An 18,796-nucleotide genomic window follows, 5' to 3' on the forward strand; every position below is an offset into this window, starting at 1 on the left:
GCACATGCTATTGCCGTCCACCAACTTCCCCTATCGTTGACCCCATCAACGCATCTGGGGAACACACCGCATGGCGGTAGAAGCAGCGACCAGCGAACTGGTCAAGGTCGTCGCCCTGTTGGGCGCAGCGGTGGTCATGGTGCCGCTGTTCCGCAGGCTGGGCCTGGGCTCGGTACTGGGCTATTTCACCGCCGGTCTGGCCATCGGCCCGTTCGGGCTCGGGTGGTTCTCCGACCCGCAGGCGATCCTGCACACCGCCGAACTGGGCGTGGTGATGTTCCTGTTCGTCATCGGCCTGGAAATGCGGCCCTCGCACCTGTGGAGCCTGCGCAAGGAAATCTTCGGGCTGGGCACGCTGCAGATCGTCACCTGCGCGCTGGTGCTGACCAGCATCGCCAAGCTGTTCGGGCTGCCCTGGCAGGTCGCTTTCATCGGCGCCACTGGTTTCGTGCTGACCTCCACCGCGGTGGTGATGCAGCTGCTGGCCGAGCGCGGCGACATCGCGCTGCCGTCGGGGCAGAAGATCGTCTCCATCCTGCTGTTCGAAGACCTGCTGATCGTGCCGCTGCTGGCCCTGGTGGCGTGGATGGCGCCCAGCGCGGGCAGCGCCGACGGGGAGGGCTCGCGCTGGTTGTCGGTGGCCATCGGCGCCGGCGCCATCATCGGCCTGGTGCTGGTCGGCCGCTTCCTGCTGAACCCACTGTTCCGCCTGCTGGCCGAAGCCAAGGCGCGTGAAGTGATGACCGCCGCCGCGCTGCTGGTGGTGCTGGGCGCGGCGTTGCTGATGCAGCTGTCGGGCCTGTCGATGGCGATGGGTGCGTTCCTGGCCGGCGTGCTGCTGAGCGAATCGACCTTCCGCCACCAGATCGAAGCGGACATCGAACCGTTCCGCGGCATCCTGCTGGGCCTGTTCTTCCTGAGCGTGGGCATGGCGCTGGACTTGGGCGTGGTGGCCGGCAACTGGCCGCTGATCGTCGGCCTGGTGCTGGCGCTGATGGCCGCCAAGGCCCTGTGCATCTACGTGGTGGCGCGCCTGATGGGCAGCGACCACGCCCAGGCGCTGGACCGTGGCGTGCTGATGGCGCAGGGCGGCGAGTTCGCCTTCGTACTGTTCAGTGCCGCCGCCAGCGCCGGCGTCATCAACATGGACATCAATGCCAACTTCACCGCCGTGGTGGTGCTGTCGATGGCACTGACCCCGCTGGTGGTGCTGGTCTACAAGCGCGTGGCGCCCAAGCCGGAAGTCAGCCTGGAAGGCGTGGACACCGCCGACGGCCTGTCCGGCAGCGTGCTGCTGATCGGCTTCGGCCGCTTCGGCCAGGTCGCCAGCCAGTCGCTGCTGGCCCGCGACGTGGACGTGACCATCATCGACAACGACGTGGACATGATCCACAACGCCGAGCGCTTCGGTTTCAAGATCTATTACGGCGACGGCACGCGTCTTGACGTGCTGCACGCCTCCGGCGCGGCCACCGCGCGTGCGATTGCGGTATGCGTGAACAACGCCGAAGACGCCGACCGCATCGTGGAATTGGTGGCGCACGAATTCCCGCAGGCCAAGCTGCTGGTGCGCTCGTTCGACCGCGAGCACTCGCTGCGGTTGATCCATGCCGGCGTCGACTTCCAGATTCGCGAAACCTTCGAATCGGCCTTGCTGTTCGGCCAGGCCGCGCTGATGGAACTGGGTGCCGAAGAAGAGGACGCCCAGGAAATCGCGCAGCAGATCCGCGAGCGCGATGCCGAGCGTTTCGAGCTGGAAATGGCCGGCGGCAGCCTGCGTGCCGGTGCGCACATGGTGTTCGGCAGCGCACTGCCAGGCGTGCCGACCCCGACGCCGTTCACCGCACCCAAGCGCAAGGCGCGCACGTTGAATGCCGACCAGGTGCCGGAAGAAGAAGAGGAGTGAGGGGGGAGGGGTCAGAGCCCTTTGCCTGCGGCAAAGGGATCCGACCCCATGCGCCCCGGGGTCAGATCCCTTTCCAACGGAAAGGGCTCTGACCCCAGGCCTCGTAGACTCCGCAGCTTGCGGGGTCAGAGCCCTTTGCCTGTGGCAAAGGGATCCGACCCCTTCCTGGCCGCATCCTGCGGTGGGCGAGGGGGCCTGAATCAGGGACAATAGCGTCCCCGCCGCCGCCTGCCCCCGCATTCGATGAACGATTCCGTCGCAACGCCTCCTGCCCGCATCCTCGATGGCCGCCGTATTGCCGAGGATCTGCTCGACAGCTTGAAGGTGCGCGTTGACGCCCGCGTGGCCGCCGGTGGCAGCCGCCCGGGCCTGGCCGTGGTGCTGGTGGGCGGAGACCCGGCCTCGACCGTGTACGTGCGCAACAAGCGCCGTGCGGCGGAAAAGGTCGGCATTGAAGCCTATGACTACGATCTGCCGGCCGGCACCACCGAGGCCGAGCTGCTGGACCTGATTGACCAGCTGAATGCCGACCCGAAGATCAACGGCATCCTGATCCAGCTGCCGCTGCCGGGCATCCCGGACGCGCGCCGGCTGATCCAGCGCATCGACCCGCGCAAGGACGTGGACGGCTTCCACCCGGAAAACGTCGGCCACCTGGCCCTGCGTGAATTCGGCCTGCGCCCGTGCACCCCGCGCGGCATCACCACGCTGCTGGGCCACACCGACCAGCCGGTGCGCGGCCGCAACGCCACCATCGTGGGCGTGAGCAACCACGTGGGCCGGCCGATGGGCCTGGAGCTGCTGATTGCCGGCTGCACCGTGACCAGCTGCCACAAGTTCACCCCCAAGGACGTGCTGGAACAGGCCGTGCGCAACGCCGACATCCTGGTGGTGGCCGTGGGCCGCCCGGGCATCGTGCCGGGTGAATGGGTGAAGCCGGGCGCTGTGGTGATCGACGTGGGCATCAACCGGTTGGATGACGGCCGGTTGGTGGGTGACGTCGGGTTTGAAGCCGCCGCCGAGCGCGCGAGCTGGATCACCCCGGTGCCGGGTGGCGTGGGCCCGATGACCGTGGCCACGTTGATGCAGAACACGTTGGAAGCGGCGGAAGCCTCGAGCTGACCTGCGGTTGGGGATATCCGCCGTTGGTGGGTGCCGACCGTTGGTCGGCACGATGCCAGAGACATGCCGATGTCCCGCTCCTGGTAGGTGCCAACCTTGGTTGGCACGATTTGTCCATCATTTGGACCCCAGATGGGGTGAGGGCGTCTGCAGGTTTGTGCCAACCAAGGTTGGCACCTACCAAAGGCGGTTTCCCGGACGGTGCGGCGGGCTGCATGACCCGCTTCTGGTAGGTGCCAACCTTGGTTGGCACGCTCTGTCCGGCGTCTGGGCCCAGATGGGGTCAGGGCGTCTGCTGGTTTGTGCCAACCAAGGTTGGCACCTACTAAGGCGGATTTCCGGGGGTGGCGCGACCTGTCCGGCATCCAGGCCCCAGATGGGGTGAGGGCGTCTGCCGGTTTGTGCCAACCAAGGTTGGCACCTACCAAAGGCGGTTTTCCGGTTGGGTTGATCACGCGCGGTTCCGGTTGGGGGTGATTCCGCGGCCCGGATGGCCCCTGAACCGGTCGTTGCCCGCGCGACACTGCGTCGCATCCACCCCCTCCCATCGGGCGTGAAAAAGGGGTAAAATGTCGCGCTTCCCCACATCTCGGGTATGCCGATGCTGCGCATCCAGGCTGAAGCACTCACTTACGACGACGTCTCGCTCGTCCCCGCTCATTCGACCATCCTGCCCAAGGACGTCAACCTCGAAACGCGGTTGACTCGCGACCTGAAGCTGAAGCTTCCGATCCTGTCTGCAGCCATGGATACCGTCACCGAAGCCCGCCTGGCCATCGCCATGGCCCAGCTCGGCGGCATGGGCATCATCCACAAGAATCTCAGCCTGGAACAGCAGGCCGCGGAAGTGGCCAAGGTCAAGAAGTTCGAGGCCGGTGTCATCCGCGACCCGATCACTGTCGGTCCGGAAACCACCATCCGCGACGTGCTGGCCCTGACCCAGGCGCACAACATCTCCGGCGTGCCGGTGGTGGGCAGCGACGGCCTGCTAGCCGGTATCGTGACCCACCGCGATATGCGCTTTGAAACCGAGCTGGACGATCCGGTCCGCCACATCATGACCAAGAAGGATCGCCTGGTCACGGTCAAGGAAGGCGCCGCCAGCGATGAGGTGCTGCAGCTGCTGCACCGCAACCGCATCGAAAAGGTGCTGGTGGTCAACGATGATTTCGCCCTGCGTGGCCTGATCACCGTGAAGGACATCCAGAAGAACACCGACTTCCCCAACGCTGCCAAGGATCTGTCGACCCGTCTGCTGGTCGGCGCTGCCGTCGGCGTGGGTGGCGATACCGATCGCCGCGTGGAAGCGCTGGTCGCCGCCGGCGTGGACGTGATCGTGGTCGATACCGCGCACGGCCACTCGCAGGGCGTGCTGGACCGCGTGGCCTGGGTGAAGAAGAACTTCCCGCACGTGCAGGTCATCGGTGGCAACATCTGCACCGGCGAAGCCGCACTGGCGCTGCTGGACAGCGGCGCGGACGCAGTGAAGGTGGGCATCGGCCCGGGCTCGATCTGCACCACGCGCGTCGTCGCCGGCGTGGGCGTGCCGCAGGTGACCGCCATCGATCTGGTGGCCGAAGCGCTGCAGGACCGCATCCCGCTGATCGCCGATGGTGGCATCCGCTATTCGGGCGACATCGGCAAGGCGCTGGCCGCCGGTGCCTCGACCATCATGGTCGGTGGCCTGCTGGCCGGTACCGAGGAATCGCCGGGCGAGACCGAGCTGTACCAGGGCCGTTCGTACAAGAGCTACCGCGGTATGGGTTCGCTGGCCGCCATGGAAAAGGGGTCGAAGGACCGCTACTTCCAGGACGCCGCCACCGCCGACAAGCTGGTGCCGGAAGGCATTGAAGGCCGCGTGCCGTACCGCGGCCCGGTGGGCGGCATCATCCACCAGCTGATGGGCGGCCTGCGCGCCACCATGGGCTACGTGGGCTGCGCCACCATCGACGACATGCGCACCAAGCCCAAGTTCGTGAAGATCAGCGGCGCCGGCCAGCGTGAGAGCCACGTCCACGACGTGACGATCACCAAGGAACCGCCGAACTACCGCGCCTGACGCGGGCCGGGCAAAGAGGAACGAGGAAGCTGATTCCCGTTCCTCTTTCTCTATCTGCCGTTGAAAAAAGCATTCGAAGTTTCGTTTTCCCTACTGCATTGCCAGGGCGCCATGACCAACATCCATAACGACAAGATCCTGATCCTCGATTTCGGCGCGCAGTACACGCAGCTGATCGCCCGCCGCATCCGCGAGCTGGGCGTCTACTGCGAAATCTGGGCCTGGGACCACAACCCGGCCGAGATCGCGGCGTTTGGCGCCAAGGGCATCATCCTGTCCGGTGGCCCGGAATCGACCACGCTGCCGGGCGCCCCGGCCGCGCCGCAGGAAGTGTTCGACAGCGGCCTGCCGATCTTCGGCATCTGCTACGGCATGCAGACCCTGGCCGCGCAGCTGGGTGGTGCCACCGAAGCCGCTGACCAGCGCGAATTCGGCCACGCCGAAGTGAACGTGATCAACCCGGATGCACTGTTCAAGGGCCTGAGCGACCACGGCGGCGAGCCGAAGCTGAATGTCTGGATGAGCCACGGCGACCACGTCTCCGTTGCGCCGCCGGGCTTCACCATCACCGCCACCACCGACCGCATTCCGGTGGCCGCCATGGCCAACGAAGAAAAGCGCTGGTACGGCGTGCAGTTCCACCCGGAAGTGACCCACACCCTGCAGGGCCAGGCGCTGCTGCGCCGCTTCGTGGTGGATGTGTGCGGTTGCCAGACCCTGTGGACCGCCGCCAACATCATCGACGACCAGATCGCCCGCGTAAGAGATCAAGTGGGCGATGACGAAGTGATCCTGGGCCTGTCCGGCGGCGTCGATTCGTCCGTCGTGGCTGCGTTGCTGCACAAGGCCATCGGCGAGAAGCTGACCTGCGTGTTCGTGGATACCGGCCTGCTGCGCTGGCAGGAAGGCGACCAGGTGATGGCGATGTTTGCCGAGCACATGGGCGTAAAGGTCGTGCGTGTGAATGCTGCCGACCGTTACTTCGCTGCGCTGGAAGGCGTGAGCGACCCGGAAGCCAAGCGCAAGATCATCGGCAACCTGTTCGTTGAGATCTTCGATGAAGAGTCGAACAAGCTGAAGAACGCCAAGTGGCTGGCGCAGGGCACCATCTACCCCGACGTGATCGAGTCGGCCGGCAGCAAGACCGGCAAGGCGCACGTGATCAAGAGCCACCACAACGTGGGCGGCCTGCCGGAGCACATGAAGCTGGGCCTGGTGGAGCCGCTGCGCGAGCTGTTCAAGGACGAAGTGCGCCGCCTGGGCGTTGAGCTGGGCCTGCCGCGCACCATGGTCTACCGCCATCCGTTCCCGGGCCCGGGCCTGGGCGTGCGTATCCTGGGCGAAGTGAAGCGCGAATACGCCGAGCTGCTGGCCAAGGCCGATGCCATCTTCATTGATGAGCTGCGCAAGGCGGATCTGTACGACAAGACCAGCCAGGCGTTTGCCGTGTTCCTGCCGGTGAAGTCGGTGGGCGTGGTGGGCGATGCGCGCGCTTATGAGTGGGTGATTGCGCTGCGGGCCGTGGAGACGATTGACTTCATGACCGCGCATTGGGCGCATCTGCCGTATGAGTTCCTGGGTACGGTGAGCAACCGGATCATCAATGAGTTGCGGGGGGTGTCGCGGGTGGTTTATGACATCTCGGGGAAGCCGCCCGCTACTATTGAGTGGGAGTGAGTTGAGAGAACGAGGGCGCCGAGAGGCGCCCTCGTCTTGTGAGGGGCGAGCAATTTTTTAGTGTTCGCTTCTTCAGCGGAAGCGTGCAGCTCTACGGCGGTAGCGGGATTTTGATTTCGACTTGCTGAGCGTTCTCGGAAGCCTCCAGACCACGAGAGTTGGTCGCCGTAATGTGGCGCCTGCGAAACGCAAGATAAAATACACTGCGGTCGGAACTCCCAGAATTATTGGAATTCTTATGCCTGGATCGAGCCGTTCCCATCTCGTACTACTAAGTCTCTTCCCGTTAAGAATGAAATAGTCGGCGCCACCCTCAATGAGCAAGGCGGGGCCATCGGTGCGCGTGAACATTTTTCCGCTTAGCTGTAGCGTGCTCGTCGGTCCCGTGGACACAGCCTGTCCATCGACAGCTAGATCTTTCACAACCCCAATGAGAGAAATCTGGGAAAAATTGCCCCCTGTAACTGCCTCATGGAACTGATCTTTTCGGTAACCAGTGCTCTGTATCCAGCCATTTGCTCCAGAAACGGTGACGTAGCTGTGTTTACCTGCCTCCTCAAGGCTGAGTTGCTTAGGGGCATCTAGAGACACGAGGAGGCCTATGTATGGAACTTTGGCCTTCGCAGTTATGTGCTCAGCATTCTGTGCCGCCTCCAGACTTTCGCATGTAATAGCAGCAGTTGCTTCAATCATCTCTGAGGCCATGCTGAATTTTATTGTTATCTCGTTATCACCATTGATTGAGTAGGTGGCGCTGCGCGTCTTTACTGGGGATCCCTGTTTGTTGCCAGTTAGGGAGAAGAGTCCGAGGGAGAACGTCGTCTTGCTAAATTTATCATCGAAAGTAATGATTCCATCTCCAAGGAATCTACTAACGTCAATTTTCTCAGGGTCATCGCGCGACGGGTTGATCCAAAATTGCGCAACGTTATCGTCAGAGACGGTGACGGCGGTCGAATCCGGATCAATGATGCGAAATTCAGTCAATCCCTCGTCAACGCTGATGTCAAGTGCGCTGAGGTCACCGGAGTAAATTGGGGTTGATTTGAGGACTTTTCTGTAGTCGGCGTCCTCTGCTACGCAACCTTGCGTTACCCAAACAGAACCCCTTGTGGAAGCCCTGATGTTTGTCGACCACGCGATCTTTAGGCCGTCTCCGCCGCCAAGGAATTTCGTTCTACCGCCCTCTGCCTCGCTGAATTTCCCTAGTAGTGCAAAATTTCTGCTTTCTTCTCTTTCATCTGAATCGCATTGCCTCGATTCATCGTGACTTTTTGATTGACAAGCTTTCTCGCTCTTTGTGACGTAATAGCCATTTAGAGAGGGTTCGAGGCGGAAGCTGACCGGGGTTGTAGGCATTCTCGTCAAGAATCCTAGGGACAGGAAAAGAACTCCTGCAAGGGAAAAATAGCCTGCCGACGGTAAAAATAGCCAGATTATTCGCTCAACTCTCTCATTTCCATTTGCTAGGTGCCGGGCTATTCGGTCGTCGAGAATGAGAACCAATGTCAAAGTCGCGAGGATTCCTCCAGCTGCGAAGTTGCAGAGCACCGAGGCCAACAATCCGTCTAGTGCGCCTGACGACAAGTCTATGGCGGTGAGCGATAAGCCAATTGCAACCGTTCCGGAGGCAAGCACTGTCCTCTTCGTGGACGCTAGTAGCATTGCGATTGACGAGAAAATGCCGCCTGCCAAATAGGGGGGCCATAGGGCCGTTGACCAGAATGAGCTGAAATTAACGAGCTGGCCAACGTTCTCACTGTCGTAAAGCGATGATGATTCTCCAGAAAGGAGAGCGACTACGACGGCTTGGACGAGCGGTCCGAGCGCAAAAAGAGTCGCCAACGCCACGCCAGATAGTAAAGCAGGTACCCCGTACACCCAAGGACTTGCGCCTCGAGTCTTCCGAAACGAAGACATCCATCGTGACAGCTTTGTTTGCATCCATCTCCCCCCGTTGCGGATATCTGCAATGCTAGCAGGAGCGCGCGGCTAGAGGCAGTAGTTGTTTCCTCAAGCTCAATTGATAGTTGCAGTGGAGTCGTCGCTGTTCATGATTTCCTGAAGCATCTCTAACGGAAGTCGCGGGAACATGATTGCCTGATTTTCAGGTCGAGATCGGTTTCTCCATTCTTGGCTAAAACACGATACCTGCGAGGTTTTTAAGTGTTTACATGATCAATGGAGTTGATGAGGATTAGCTTTGTTGAGCAACGCAGTAAAGCCCATTCGGCCCACCGCGGACCACAAGGGTAATAGCTCAGCCGCAGTGCCCGATTGTCGCTTCAGATCCGATGCTTTGAGCAAGCAACGCGTCTTCAAGCAGCACTGACGTGGAATCCCTCAGCATTCCCCACCAGCAACTCAATCATCGCCCTTGCCGCCGCCGACTGCCGACGATGCGGCGCATAGATCACCGAGAACGGTCGCGATCTCCCTCGCAGCTGCGGCAACACCTCCACCAACTCCCCATGCTGCATCCGCTCGCGCACGATGAACTCATAGCTCTGGCAAATCCCAATCCCCTGTTCGGCCAGTGACACCACGCCCAGCACATCGTCAGAAGTCTCAATCGACGAACGCGGCAGCCAGTCCACATCCCGCCCGCCATCCCGAAACACCCACGGCGCCAACCGGCCAGTACGCGGCATCACAAACGGCAGACACAGGTGCTGCTCCAGGTCTTCCAGCGCCTGCGGCGTACCCCGGCGCTCGAGGTACTCCGGCGAAGCCACCAGCAGTAGCGCCGCATCCTCCAGCTTCCGCCCCACCAGCCCGCTTTCCGGCAGCTGCCCCAGCCGAATAGCCAGGTCGAAGCCCTCAGCCACTAGGTCCACATTGCGGTTGGTGATGTTCAGTTCCACCTGTACCTGGGGGTACTGCTGCGCAAAGCGCGCCAGCACGGGCGGCAGCCGGTAGTGGCCATAGGTGGTGGGCACGCTCAGGCGCACGCGGCCGGCCAGCGCACCGTCCTGGGCCAGCACGTCGCGCTCAGCGTCGTCCAGCAGGCCGAAGGCGGTGCGCACCTGTTCTAGATAGAGGCGCCCGGCGTCGGTCAGGCCCAAGCGGCGGGTGGTCCGCTGGAGCAGCTGCCGGCCCAGCCGCGCTTCCAGCCGGGTGACCGCGCGGCTCAGCACCGAGGGCGTGGTGGACAGCGCCACGGCGCCGGCGGTGAACGAGCCGTGCTCGACCACCGCCAGGAACACCTCCACATCGCCCAGGTAGTCGAACTTGCGGCTCATTTGGCTCTCCAGGGAACAGGTCTTTTGTGGTTAGGCCAATTTATCGCCGTCTGAGCGATGAATAAAGTGGCGGCCATTCCCACAGGAGCTACCCCATGAACCTGATGACCCGCCTGGCAGCTGCACTCGCCCTGACGCTGGCCGCAAGCGGCGCCCACGCCGCCAACGTGCTGGTAGTGCTGTCCGACGAAAACCACCTGGACCTGAAGGATGACAAGGTGCTGTCCACCGGCTTCTATCTCAACGAGCTGATGCAGCCGGTCAAGCTGCTGCTGGACGCCGGCCACGAAGTGACCTTCGCCACGCCGCAGGGGCGGGCACCGACGGTGGATGCGTCCTCGGTGACGCCGGCGTACTTCGGCAACGATGCGGCGCAGCTGACGCTGCACAAGGAGTTGCTGGAGAAGCTGGCGCTGACCTCGCCGACCGCCTCGCCGGTGGTCAGCCTGGCGCGCATCGAGCAGCAGGGTTACGCGCGTTTCGATGCGGTCTACATTCCCGGTGGCCACGCGCCTATGCAGGACCTGCTGAAGAGCCCGGCGTTGGGCCGCTTGCTGGCCGACTTCCACCTGCGCAACAAGACCACCGCGCTGGTCTGCCACGGGCCGATCGCGCTGCTGTCCACGCTGCCGGATGCGGCGGGTTTCGTGGCGACGATGGACACCGGTGCGATGCCGGCCACGCCGAAGTGGATCTACAGCGGCTACCAGATGACGGTGATCAGCAACCAGGAAGAAGAGCAGGCCAAGCCGATGCTGGGCGGCGGTGAGATGAAGTTCTACCCGCAGACGGCGTTGCAGCGGGCGGGTGCAAAGTTCAGCAGCAACACCACGCCGTGGACCGGGCATGTGGTGGTGGACCGCGAGCTGATTACCGGGCAGAACCCGGCTTCGGCGTTGGAAGTGGGGCAGCGGTTGGTGGAGCGGTTGAAGTAGGGCGGCTTCTTACCGTGGATCTTTCGCAGGGCCCTTTCTACTGTTGATGATCTCTACGAGCTGCGGATGCTTTTGCTCGAAATCCCTCTTCTCCTCTTCTGCTTCCCTTGAATTTTCATGGTCCCATATGGACCGGATCCCGCGCTCACCGTAGTACTTTGCGCTCGTGAGTTTCTACGGAAGTCTGGCCGGTCCAGTCTTAGCCCATGTTTGCATCAACGTAGGCGCGCAACTCGCTGAGATTGGCCATGCCTATGTTGCTGGATCGGGCAAACGACATCAGTCGCTCTTTCTCCGAGACGCGTTCAATTGCCTGCGGGTCTCCCGATGCCTTGGCGTCCGCGAGCTCGGTGCGCGCTTCGATAATGAATGATTCCAGTCGGCCCGCCAGTGCATTGATCGCGTCGTCAAACGGCATCAATGGAGCCTCCAGAGAGCGTTCAGCTGATCGATTTAGGACTTGCTGCAATCGCTCGATATGCTCCGGGTAGTCTTTGAGCATTTCACGAAGCTTTGTAGGGATTGGGGGAGGGGACATGGGCATTACTGGCATCCATTAAGGGGTCCGTAGGCTGTGCCAGGAACAGACCAGGAAACCGGGGGCAGGTCATTGCAGCTGGCAGGTGCAGAGTTCAGCAGCAATACCACGCCGTGGACTGGGCATGTGGTGGTGGGCCTCGAGCTGATTACTGGCCAGAACCCGGCTTCGGCGCTGGAGGTGGGGCCGCGGTTGATGGAGCGGTTGAAGTAGGGCGGCCCGTGGGTAAGGGACTGTTCGGTTGCTGGAGTCGATCTGTGCTCGCTGGTTGCTGTCCTTTGGGTCGTGTTCTTCGACGGGGCGCGATGGGGAGAGCATCCACGCATGGGTGGATCTACTGTCGTTCAGTGCACCGGAGGGCATCAGCGTTACCTGATGTTGGCGTCAAAGTAGGCGTGCAGCTCGCTGAGATTTGCCAGGCCAATGTTGCTGGACCTGGCAAAGGACATCAGCCGTTCTTTTTCTTTGGCTCGTTCAAGCGCCTGCGAGTCGCCTGCTGCAACAGCGGCGTCTATTTCAGCGCGGGCTTCTCTCTTGAAGGCGGTAAGGCAGTCTTCCAACAGCCAGACAGCAGCCTCAAACGGAGGGGCGTAATTCTGTCGCCCGTCGCTCACTGAAATGAGAGCCTCCTGCAGCTGTTTGATGTGCTCCGGATAGTCCTTTAGCAGTTCCCGGAGCTTCGCCGGTACCGGTGGGGCGGTTAGAGCCATGGCGGTCACCTTGAGGTTCTTGCTTGCTGGGTCGAGAGTATTGCCACCTACCCTGGGTGGTCCAATGCCATTTGCGACACCGGGGGGCGCGATGGCCCTAGTGGGCCGGCACTATTCAAGCCGCTTGCCGCCAGCACCTTCTCCAGAAGAACCTTGGAATGGGCCTCAGCTGGCAAGTCCCAACTGGGTTCGCTCAAGGCTCGAACTCCTGAAAATAAGCATGAATGGACTCATCCCCTATCCACTGACGCTGCAGGCGTGCTCTAAGCATCAGTCTTTCCTTTTCAGCTGCATCCGCAATTGCTCTGGCATCCCCTGACGCTTCGGCGCTCGCAAGCTCATCGCGTGCTTCGATGATGAACGTAGCCAGCCTTCCTTCCAATGCAGATATCGCATCGTCGAAAGGGATCAGCGAAGCTTGCCGGGATCGCTCAGCGGATCGATTGAGTGCCTCTTGCAGCCTTTCGATGTGCTCCGGATAGTCTTTGAGCATTTCGCGAAGCTCTCCGGGAACCGGCGGGGAGGACTGGGACATGGCTGCAAATCCTTCCTGCTGAATGAGGCGTTGCATCCAGTATGCGGACGCCCCTGCATGAGTCAATGGACCGGCCAGGTTGTCGTAGACACCCGGCGTCCCCCACCCATTGGCCGGTTGGCCGGTCCATTTCCATTTGCCACGCGGGCGAGGGGTGGTGGCCTTCGGGGCTGTTTCGTAGCCGGATCGATAGGATCTGTTGGGCATGCGTGAAGAGCATCCACGCTTGGCGTGGATCTACACTGTGGCTCCGTCCCAAGGAGTCTCCCCATGTTCAGTGGAAAGGTCGCGTTAGTCACCGGCTCCACCAGCGGTATCGGTCTTGGCATCGCCACCGCGTTGGCGCGGCAGGGGGCCAACATCGTGCTCAATGGCTTCGGCGATGCGACAGAGATCGAGCGCATCCGCTCCGGCTTGGAGACGGAGTTCGGAGTGCGGGTGGCGCACGACGGTGCTGACCTTTCCCGCGGCGAGGCGGTGCGGGAAATGATTACCCGTGCCGTGGCAACGATGGGCCGCATCGACATCCTGGTGAACAACGCGGGCATCCAGCACACGGCGTCGATCGAGGAATTCCCGGTAACGAAGTGGGATGCGATTCTGGCGCTGAATCTATCCGCAGTGTTCCATGCAACCGCTGCGGCCTTGCCGCACATGAAGCAGCAGGGATCGGGCCGCCTCATCAACATTGCGTCGGTGCACGGGCTGGTGGGATCGGTGAACAAGTCGGCCTACGTGGCGGCCAAGCACGGCGTGGTCGGGTTTACCAAGGTAACGGCCCTGGAGAACGCGGGCACCGGCATCACCGCCAACGCCATCTGCCCAGGTTGGGTGCGCACGGCGCTGGTAGAGCAGCAGATCACCGCGCTGGCGGAGCGGGAAGGGACCGATCAGGAGGCCGCCGCACGGGAGCTGCTGGCCGAGAAGCAGCCTTCGCTGCAGTTCGTGACGCCGGAGCAGCTGGGGGACATGGTGGTGTTCCTGGCCTCGGACGCCGCGGCGCAGATTACGGGTACGGCACTGCCGATGGATGGAGGTTGGACGGCGCGCTAGCCACCGGCTAACGCTGAAATCTCGTGTACTCCCATACGCCCACCACGTTCGCGCCTTGAGAAATGGAGACCCGCAGATGATCGGCCCAAAGATTCCATGCATTCTTACTCTGGCATTGGCGCTCTTACCTGACGTCGCAGTGGGCAAGGGCGCGCCGAAGGGTGCGCCCACCTACTCAAACGTCTGCATGCACCCCGAATCCGGCGACCTACTCGGGCTGGAGATTTCGTTCGTTGGAGGTGCGGATGGCGGATATGCCGTCGTACAGCGATACGAGGGCGAAGCGACCGCCCCTGAGGTCATGAAGATCAAGCCACGGGGCGACACTTTAGTGCTGATGCATGGGAACACCGAGTCGATCGCTGTGCAGCGGAACGCCAGCGGACTGCATGTAACCCATCTCGACGGCGCGCAAAGCTCGAATGGCGGAGCGACTGAAACGCTGCCGCCTGCGTCGGCGGTCTGGCAGGGAAGGCCGGTAGCGGTGTGCAAGTAACCCTGCCTTTCTGCAATCACGATAGACCCAACGTCCCATCCAGCTAGAACACCGGCAGCAACCCCAACTCATACATCCGCATCTCCAACACGTTCGCCACCCGCACATGCTTCTTGTCGGCCAGCTTGAACGCCCCATCCACCGACACCACAATCGATCCCCCCGGCGCGGGCAGAATCAATGCGGCCTGTGGTAACTCCGCCGCGCGCACGGCCCGGCGCACGTACGCCATCCACCCCAGGCAGTGCCGCCCCGGGTAGCTTGCGCAGGCATCGTGGTAATTCACGAACCGACCATTCAGCCGGTCGTAAACGTCGGCAAATGCGTAGCGGGTGCCCAATTCGCTTTCCAGCACCGCCAGCATGATGCCGGCGATCCAGCGGGTGGGGTTGGCCTGTACATCGGCGGGCCGGTTGACGACCACGGTCATGGTGCCGACGCCCGGGCTGTAATCCATATTGATCAGCCCGGGCACGCGTTGGCCGGTTGGCCGGTTCAACAGCGATGCACTGAACGTGCGCACGGGCGCCAGTTCCGCGCGTACCCGCAGGCGGTGCAGCACGGCGGGCGCATCGTCCAGCCGCAGCGGTACTTGGCCGGGGGCATTTACCTCGCAGTACCAGGTGTCGCTGCCGGGAAAGCGCTGCAGCAACTCGACCAGCTGCAGATAGGCAAGCTGATAATCGGTGTGGTGGTGTTTGGCAATCTGGAAGCGGAGAACGACGCTGATCATCCGCGCGGCCGGATGTCCTGGCAGACCAGTTCGGCCAGGCTGCGGCAGGCCAGGAACAGGCCATCGACCACGCCTTCGCTCAGGTGCCGATCGGGTGTGGCCACGGCGCGGCAGCGCTCTGCGGCGTGCAGCACTTCGGCCACGGTGAGCAGACCGGCGGCGGCGCGGTCGATGCGGGCCAGGGCCATGCGGCGGCCAAGGGGCAGGTGGGTTTCGGGCCAGGGTTGGCCGTCGGCGCCTTCGCCCGTGCGGATACGGTCGAGGCAGCCGAGCAGGGTGCTGAGGTCGGGCGCGGGGTTTTCGTCGTCGTTGATGGAATCAGCGGGGGCGCTGAAGGGCAGGGCGTTCGGTGCGGTCATGGCGTCGGCTTCCGTGGCAGAGACACAGCAGCGCCACCCGCGCAAGGCGGGGGGGCGGACGGTACGTGGCTGCAAACCGGGACAGACAGTTGCCATAGACCGGCGGGTCCGAAGACCCCCACGCACCGCCCGCCATAGACGGCCGACGGATTGCCCGCCGGCACCGGTTAAGGACGGTGCCGACGGGCAAGCGTAAACAACTTCTGTCTCGGGTTTGCATGCCCGGCCACCCGTTGTCGGTGGCACGCCATGTTGTCTACGCGTGCACGCTCGCTTCAATCAGAAAAATCCGAAACGTGTAGATGCATCGAGAGAGCGGAAACGATTGTCGCATGGACGATCAGTGGCACATGCGACACGAGAGCGCTCGCCCGTGCCGCAGGCGGGGTTAGTGCGCCCTGAAATGACGCAAACAGCGCGCAATGCTCGGGAATACGTGACGTTTTCCGCTTAGGAATAGTTGTGTCGGTCATTCCACACGAGGGCGCGCCAAACACAACGCATGAAGTGGAGTGACGCATCCGGCCCGTTGAACGTGCCGAATGCGTCATGCGGCGCGCTTCTTACAGGTTCGCATCCAGGAACGCGCGGATCACCGGCCCGATCTCCTGCACATGGCTTTCCAGCGCGAAATGCCCGGTATCGTAGAAATGCACCTCCGCCTTCGGCAGATCGCGCTTGAACGCCTCCGCACCGGCCGGAATGAAGATCGCATCATTGCGCCCCCACACTGCCAGCAGCGGCGGCGTGCGGTCGCGGAAGTACGCATGCAGCTGCGGGTACATCGCCACGTTGGTGCGGTAATCCAGGATCAGGTCCAGCTGGATATCCAGATTGCCCGGCCGCGCCAGACGCTCGTTGTCCAGCGTGTAGGTTTCCGGCGCGATGCGCAGCGCATCGGGCGCGCCGTGGGTGTACTGCCACTGGATGCCTTCCGGAGTGAACATGCTGCGCAGTGCATCGCGGTTGGCCGCGGTCGGTGCGCTCCAGTAGCGCTTGATCGGCGCCCACAGTTCGCCCAGGCCTTCTTCATAGGCATTGCCATTCTGCGAAACGATGGCGGTGATGCGTTCCGGGTGCGCGGTGGCCAGGCGCCAGCCGACCGGTGCGCCGTAGTCGAACACCTGGATGGCGTAGCGATCGATGCCGATCACTTCAGTGAAGCGGTCGATGGTGGTGGCCAGGTTGGCGAAGGTGTAGGCGTACTTTTCGCGCGGCGGCGCTTCGGTGAAGCCGAAGCCCGGCAGGTCCGGGGCGATCACGTGGTAGCGGTCGGCCAGCATGGGGATCAGTTCGCGGTACATGAAGGACGAGGAGGGCAGGCCGTGCAGCAACAGCACGGTGGGCGCCTTCGGGTCGCCGGCTTCGCGGTAGAACACGCGCACGTCGTCCACCTGGGCGTAGTGGAAGGTGACGGCCGGCGCGGCGGCGTGGGCAGAGGCAACGGCGAGGGCACCGGCAAGGCCGGTTGCCAGACGGGCAGGGGTGTTCATGGTGTGGGTTCCTCAGGCGACCTGCTGGAACGCGTGGCTGCTGCCGCGCGAGATCTTGCCCTGGTCGAACAGGCGCAGGATCGGGAAGTCGACGTCGTTGCGGCCGACCTTCCACAGGTAGTTGGTGATGAAGTTCAGCGCCAGGTGGCCGAACACTTCCACGATGTCCTCATCGCCCCAGCCCGCGGCGCGCACGGCCTGCAGTTCTTCATCGGTTACGTCGCCCTTGTGGCGCACCAGCAGCAGCACGAAGTCGAGCAGCGCCTGTTCCTTCGGGTCGGTGGACTTGCCGTTGCGGGCCAGTTCGATGTCTTCCTCGGTGAGCTTCTGCAGCTTGGCGATGGCGGCCAGCAGGGAGATGCAGTATTCGCAGCCGTTTTCTTCGCCAATGGCCAGGCCGATCTTGCGCGCCAGCTGCTTGCTGAAACGGCCGTCGGTGAGGTTCTGGAACAGGGCCAGATAGCTGTTCATGGTGGCCGGGGAGTTGGCCAGCGCCGTCATGATGATGGGCAGCTTGCCGAACTTGGCCTTGGTCTGTTCCAGCAGCGGCTGCTGGGCCGGGGTGGCGGTTTCGGGGGTGACGAGGGCGATACGGGACATGGCGGGTTCCTTGGGATAGTTGAGACGAAATGTACCGAACGGTCGGTACGGGCTGAATTGAATCCGAACGATCGGTCCACGTCAAGCTTGAATTGGACCGAACGGTCGGTTATCGTTCAGGCAGGAGGTGACCCATGCCCCAGGTCAGGAAAATTGATGACGCGGCCCTGCTGGACCGCTTGGCGCTGACGTTCAAGGACGTTGGCTATGAGGGCGCGTCGCTGGCAGTGATTGCCGAGGCGACCGGCCTGAAGAAATCCAGCCTGTACCACCGCTTCCCGAATGGGAAAGAAGAAATGGCGCAGGAAGTGCTTGCCCAGGTGGGGCGCGTGCTGGATGCGGAGATCTTCCCGGTGCTGGCCGGCGATGCCCCGGTGGCGGACAAACTGGCGCGTTTCGTTGCGGCGATGGACGCGATGTACGACCACGGCCGGCAGTCGTGCCTATTGAACATGCTGTCGCCGCCGCGTGGCGTGCAGAACGGCTGCGGCGATGCAATTGCATCGACGTTCCACCGTTTGCAGGCGGCGCTGGCGGATGTGGCGCGGCAGCACGGTGTGGCTGATGACGAGGCCGAGCTGCTGGCCGAGCAGATGCTGGTGGAACTGCACGGCGCGCTGGTGGTGGCGCGCGGCATGGATGCGCCGGCGGTGTTTTCGCGGGCGATTGCGCGGTTGCCGCAGATTATTCTGGACGCGGTGTAACTCGCCGGGCATGGCCCGGCGCTACCGGAGGGCGTTGCGGGCGCGGTAGGGTAGCGCCGGGCCATGCCCGGCGGCGCGATCACGCGGCAATCAACAACACCGGGTCGATCAGCGGAATCTGGCCGTTGTCGGGCATCGCAATGCTCTGGCTGCAAAACACAAACCCCAGCGGATTGACCGCCCGCACCCGCTCGCGCGGGACGCTTTCGATTTCGCCCACTTCATCCACGGCCAAGGCCAGCACCGCTGCGCTTGCCTGCACAAGCAGCATCGCCGGGCAGGTGTTCCCGAACGCAGCCAGCCCGCTGAGGCGGCGCAGGTCGACCACCCTCAGTGCTTCTTCGCGCACGGTAATGGTGGGGCGGCCTTCGCCGCGTGCGCGGCTGAAGGTTTCAGGGCCACGGATCTCGACAGCGGCCTGCACGTCCACGGCAAACCACTGCTCACCTGCGCGTACCGCCAGGAATTCGAAAAAGTCATGCGACAACGGGGCCGGTTGACCGGCCAAAGGGGAATGCGGCTGCAAGGGAAATCCGGGGGAAGGGGCGCTGCTGATGCGCGGCAATCATGCCGTGCCGGAATGCCCGATTGTGTGCGCGACAGATGAAGGCCGAGGCGCACATTCAGCTTCTGC

The 18,796-nt window shown here is 62.9% G+C and carries 18 protein-coding genes; 8 read left to right on the forward strand and 10 right to left on the reverse strand.

What is annotated here, in order from left to right; translation table 11 throughout:
- The first annotated feature begins 70 nt into the window (after window positions 1–70).
- From C1933_RS08425 to guaA, 4 genes are all read left to right on the forward strand, one after another.
- Window positions 71–1,906: a monovalent cation:proton antiporter-2 (CPA2) family protein gene (locus C1933_RS08425; protein ID WP_108752883.1), complete on the forward strand. Its 1,836-nt coding sequence runs from the start codon at window positions 71–73 to the stop codon at window positions 1,904–1,906.
- A 243-nt stretch (window positions 1,907–2,149) separates the two neighbouring features.
- The gene (folD, locus tag C1933_RS08430) at window positions 2,150–3,028 is read left to right on the forward strand and encodes a bifunctional methylenetetrahydrofolate dehydrogenase/methenyltetrahydrofolate cyclohydrolase FolD (protein ID WP_108752884.1); all 879 of its coding nucleotides are present in this window, start codon (window positions 2,150–2,152) and stop codon (window positions 3,026–3,028) included.
- 601 nt (window positions 3,029–3,629) lie between these two features.
- Window positions 3,630–5,087: an IMP dehydrogenase gene (guaB, locus tag C1933_RS08435; RefSeq protein ID WP_108747812.1), complete on the forward strand. Its 1,458-nt coding sequence runs from the start codon at window positions 3,630–3,632 to the stop codon at window positions 5,085–5,087.
- 111 nt (window positions 5,088–5,198) lie between these two features.
- Window positions 5,199–6,764 (forward strand): glutamine-hydrolyzing GMP synthase, encoded by a 1,566-nt coding sequence (guaA, locus tag C1933_RS08440; RefSeq protein WP_097047922.1) that lies wholly within the window; start codon window positions 5,199–5,201, stop codon window positions 6,762–6,764.
- 72 nt (window positions 6,765–6,836) lie between these two features.
- Here guaA and C1933_RS20085 read toward each other — a convergent pair whose 3' ends face one another.
- Both C1933_RS20085 and C1933_RS08445 read right to left on the reverse strand, forming a co-directional pair.
- A complete protein-coding gene (locus C1933_RS20085; protein ID WP_159093952.1) occupies window positions 6,837–8,615 on the reverse strand; it encodes a hypothetical protein in 1,779 nt (592 codons plus the stop codon).
- A 467-nt stretch (window positions 8,616–9,082) separates the two neighbouring features.
- Window positions 9,083–10,006 carry a LysR family transcriptional regulator gene (locus C1933_RS08445; RefSeq protein ID WP_108752885.1) on the reverse strand — a complete coding sequence of 308 codons (924 nt, stop codon included), beginning with the start codon at window positions 10,004–10,006 and terminating at the stop codon, window positions 9,083–9,085.
- A gap of 95 nt (window positions 10,007–10,101) precedes the next feature.
- On the opposite strand from C1933_RS08445, the gene C1933_RS08450 reads away from it, so the two are divergent.
- Window positions 10,102–10,941, forward strand: coding sequence for a type 1 glutamine amidotransferase domain-containing protein (locus C1933_RS08450; RefSeq protein ID WP_108752886.1), 840 nt, complete (start codon window positions 10,102–10,104; stop codon window positions 10,939–10,941).
- Window positions 10,942–11,140: 199 nt separating this feature from the next.
- Here C1933_RS08450 and C1933_RS08455 read toward each other — a convergent pair whose 3' ends face one another.
- The 3 genes from C1933_RS08455 to C1933_RS08470 all read right to left on the reverse strand — a co-directional run bounded on the left by C1933_RS08455 (window position 11,141) and on the right by C1933_RS08470 (window position 12,724).
- Window positions 11,141–11,443, reverse strand: coding sequence for a hypothetical protein (locus C1933_RS08455; RefSeq protein ID WP_108752887.1), 303 nt, complete (start codon window positions 11,441–11,443; stop codon window positions 11,141–11,143).
- 404 nt (window positions 11,444–11,847) lie between these two features.
- Complete coding sequence (locus tag C1933_RS08465) at window positions 11,848–12,189, reverse strand: hypothetical protein (protein WP_234414678.1); 342 nt, start codon at window positions 12,187–12,189, stop codon at window positions 11,848–11,850.
- A gap of 193 nt (window positions 12,190–12,382) precedes the next feature.
- On the reverse strand, window positions 12,383–12,724 hold the full coding sequence (locus C1933_RS08470) for a hypothetical protein (protein ID WP_159093953.1): 342 nt from the start codon (window positions 12,722–12,724) through the stop codon (window positions 12,383–12,385).
- A 270-nt stretch (window positions 12,725–12,994) separates the two neighbouring features.
- Here C1933_RS08470 and C1933_RS08475 point away from each other — a divergent pair, with 270 nt between their 5' ends.
- Together C1933_RS08475 and C1933_RS08480 are read left to right on the forward strand one after the other, a co-directional pair.
- A complete protein-coding gene (locus C1933_RS08475; RefSeq protein WP_108752889.1) occupies window positions 12,995–13,777 on the forward strand; it encodes a 3-hydroxybutyrate dehydrogenase in 783 nt (260 codons plus the stop codon).
- 76 nt (window positions 13,778–13,853) lie between these two features.
- Complete coding sequence (locus C1933_RS08480; protein WP_108752890.1) at window positions 13,854–14,273, forward strand: hypothetical protein; 420 nt, start codon at window positions 13,854–13,856, stop codon at window positions 14,271–14,273.
- 43 nt (window positions 14,274–14,316) lie between these two features.
- On the opposite strand, the gene C1933_RS08485 is transcribed toward C1933_RS08480, so the two are convergent.
- The 4 genes from C1933_RS08485 to C1933_RS08500 form a co-directional block, all read right to left on the reverse strand.
- Window positions 14,317–15,006: an Imm52 family immunity protein gene (locus C1933_RS08485; RefSeq protein ID WP_108752891.1), complete on the reverse strand. Its 690-nt coding sequence runs from the start codon at window positions 15,004–15,006 to the stop codon at window positions 14,317–14,319.
- Window positions 15,003–15,365, reverse strand: a complete 363-nt coding sequence (locus tag C1933_RS08490; protein ID WP_108752892.1) for a hypothetical protein — start codon at window positions 15,363–15,365, stop codon at window positions 15,003–15,005. The genes C1933_RS08485 and C1933_RS08490 overlap by 4 nt, the downstream gene beginning before the upstream one ends.
- Window positions 15,366–15,928: 563 nt before the next feature.
- Complete coding sequence (locus C1933_RS08495) at window positions 15,929–16,858, reverse strand: alpha/beta hydrolase (protein WP_108752893.1); 930 nt, start codon at window positions 16,856–16,858, stop codon at window positions 15,929–15,931.
- Window positions 16,859–16,870: 12 nt separating this feature from the next.
- Entirely contained in the window at window positions 16,871–17,458 is a 588-nt protein-coding gene (locus C1933_RS08500) for a carboxymuconolactone decarboxylase family protein (RefSeq protein ID WP_108752894.1), read from the reverse strand.
- Between the two features lie 134 nt (window positions 17,459–17,592).
- On the opposite strand from C1933_RS08500, the gene C1933_RS08505 reads away from it, so the two are divergent.
- The gene (locus C1933_RS08505; RefSeq protein WP_108752895.1) at window positions 17,593–18,162 is read left to right on the forward strand and encodes a TetR/AcrR family transcriptional regulator; all 570 of its coding nucleotides are present in this window, start codon (window positions 17,593–17,595) and stop codon (window positions 18,160–18,162) included.
- 79 nt (window positions 18,163–18,241) lie between these two features.
- Here C1933_RS08505 and C1933_RS08510 read toward each other — a convergent pair whose 3' ends face one another.
- Window positions 18,242–18,649, reverse strand: a complete 408-nt coding sequence (locus C1933_RS08510) for a chemotaxis protein CheW (protein ID WP_234414680.1) — start codon at window positions 18,647–18,649, stop codon at window positions 18,242–18,244.
- Window positions 18,650–18,796 lie beyond the last annotated feature (147 nt).

This window comes from Stenotrophomonas sp. ZAC14D2_NAIMI4_6, assembly GCF_003086875.1.
Lineage (GTDB): Bacteria > Pseudomonadota > Gammaproteobacteria > Xanthomonadales > Xanthomonadaceae > Stenotrophomonas.

What these genes read in the sequence shown, in the direction of transcription:
- C1933_RS08490 (WP_108752892.1), bottom strand. Translation starts at nt 15,365, where the DNA reads ATGACCGCACCGAACGCCCTGCCCTTCAGCGCCCCCGCTGATTCCATC.
- C1933_RS08480 (WP_108752890.1), top strand. Translation starts at nt 13,854, where the DNA reads ATGATCGGCCCAAAGATTCCATGCATTCTTACTCTGGCATTGGCGCTC.
- C1933_RS08495 (WP_108752893.1), bottom strand. Translation starts at nt 16,858, where the DNA reads ATGAACACCCCTGCCCGTCTGGCAACCGGCCTTGCCGGTGCCCTCGCC.
- C1933_RS08450 (WP_108752886.1), top strand. Translation starts at nt 10,102, where the DNA reads ATGAACCTGATGACCCGCCTGGCAGCTGCACTCGCCCTGACGCTGGCC.
- C1933_RS08455 (WP_108752887.1), bottom strand. Translation starts at nt 11,443, where the DNA reads ATGCTCAAAGACTACCCGGAGCATATCGAGCGATTGCAGCAAGTCCTA.
- C1933_RS08445 (WP_108752885.1), bottom strand. Translation starts at nt 10,006, where the DNA reads ATGAGCCGCAAGTTCGACTACCTGGGCGATGTGGAGGTGTTCCTGGCG.
- C1933_RS08500 (WP_108752894.1), bottom strand. Translation starts at nt 17,458, where the DNA reads ATGTCCCGTATCGCCCTCGTCACCCCCGAAACCGCCACCCCGGCCCAG.
- guaB (WP_108747812.1), top strand. Translation starts at nt 3,630, where the DNA reads ATGCTGCGCATCCAGGCTGAAGCACTCACTTACGACGACGTCTCGCTC.
- C1933_RS08475 (WP_108752889.1), top strand. Translation starts at nt 12,995, where the DNA reads ATGTTCAGTGGAAAGGTCGCGTTAGTCACCGGCTCCACCAGCGGTATC.
- C1933_RS08465 (WP_234414678.1), bottom strand. Translation starts at nt 12,189, where the DNA reads ATGGCTCTAACCGCCCCACCGGTACCGGCGAAGCTCCGGGAACTGCTA.
- C1933_RS08425 (WP_108752883.1), top strand. Translation starts at nt 71, where the DNA reads ATGGCGGTAGAAGCAGCGACCAGCGAACTGGTCAAGGTCGTCGCCCTG.
- folD (WP_108752884.1), top strand. Translation starts at nt 2,150, where the DNA reads ATGAACGATTCCGTCGCAACGCCTCCTGCCCGCATCCTCGATGGCCGC.
- guaA (WP_097047922.1), top strand. Translation starts at nt 5,199, where the DNA reads ATGACCAACATCCATAACGACAAGATCCTGATCCTCGATTTCGGCGCG.
- C1933_RS08470 (WP_159093953.1), bottom strand. Translation starts at nt 12,724, where the DNA reads ATGTCCCAGTCCTCCCCGCCGGTTCCCGGAGAGCTTCGCGAAATGCTC.
- C1933_RS08485 (WP_108752891.1), bottom strand. Translation starts at nt 15,006, where the DNA reads ATGATCAGCGTCGTTCTCCGCTTCCAGATTGCCAAACACCACCACACC.
- C1933_RS08505 (WP_108752895.1), top strand. Translation starts at nt 17,593, where the DNA reads ATGCCCCAGGTCAGGAAAATTGATGACGCGGCCCTGCTGGACCGCTTG.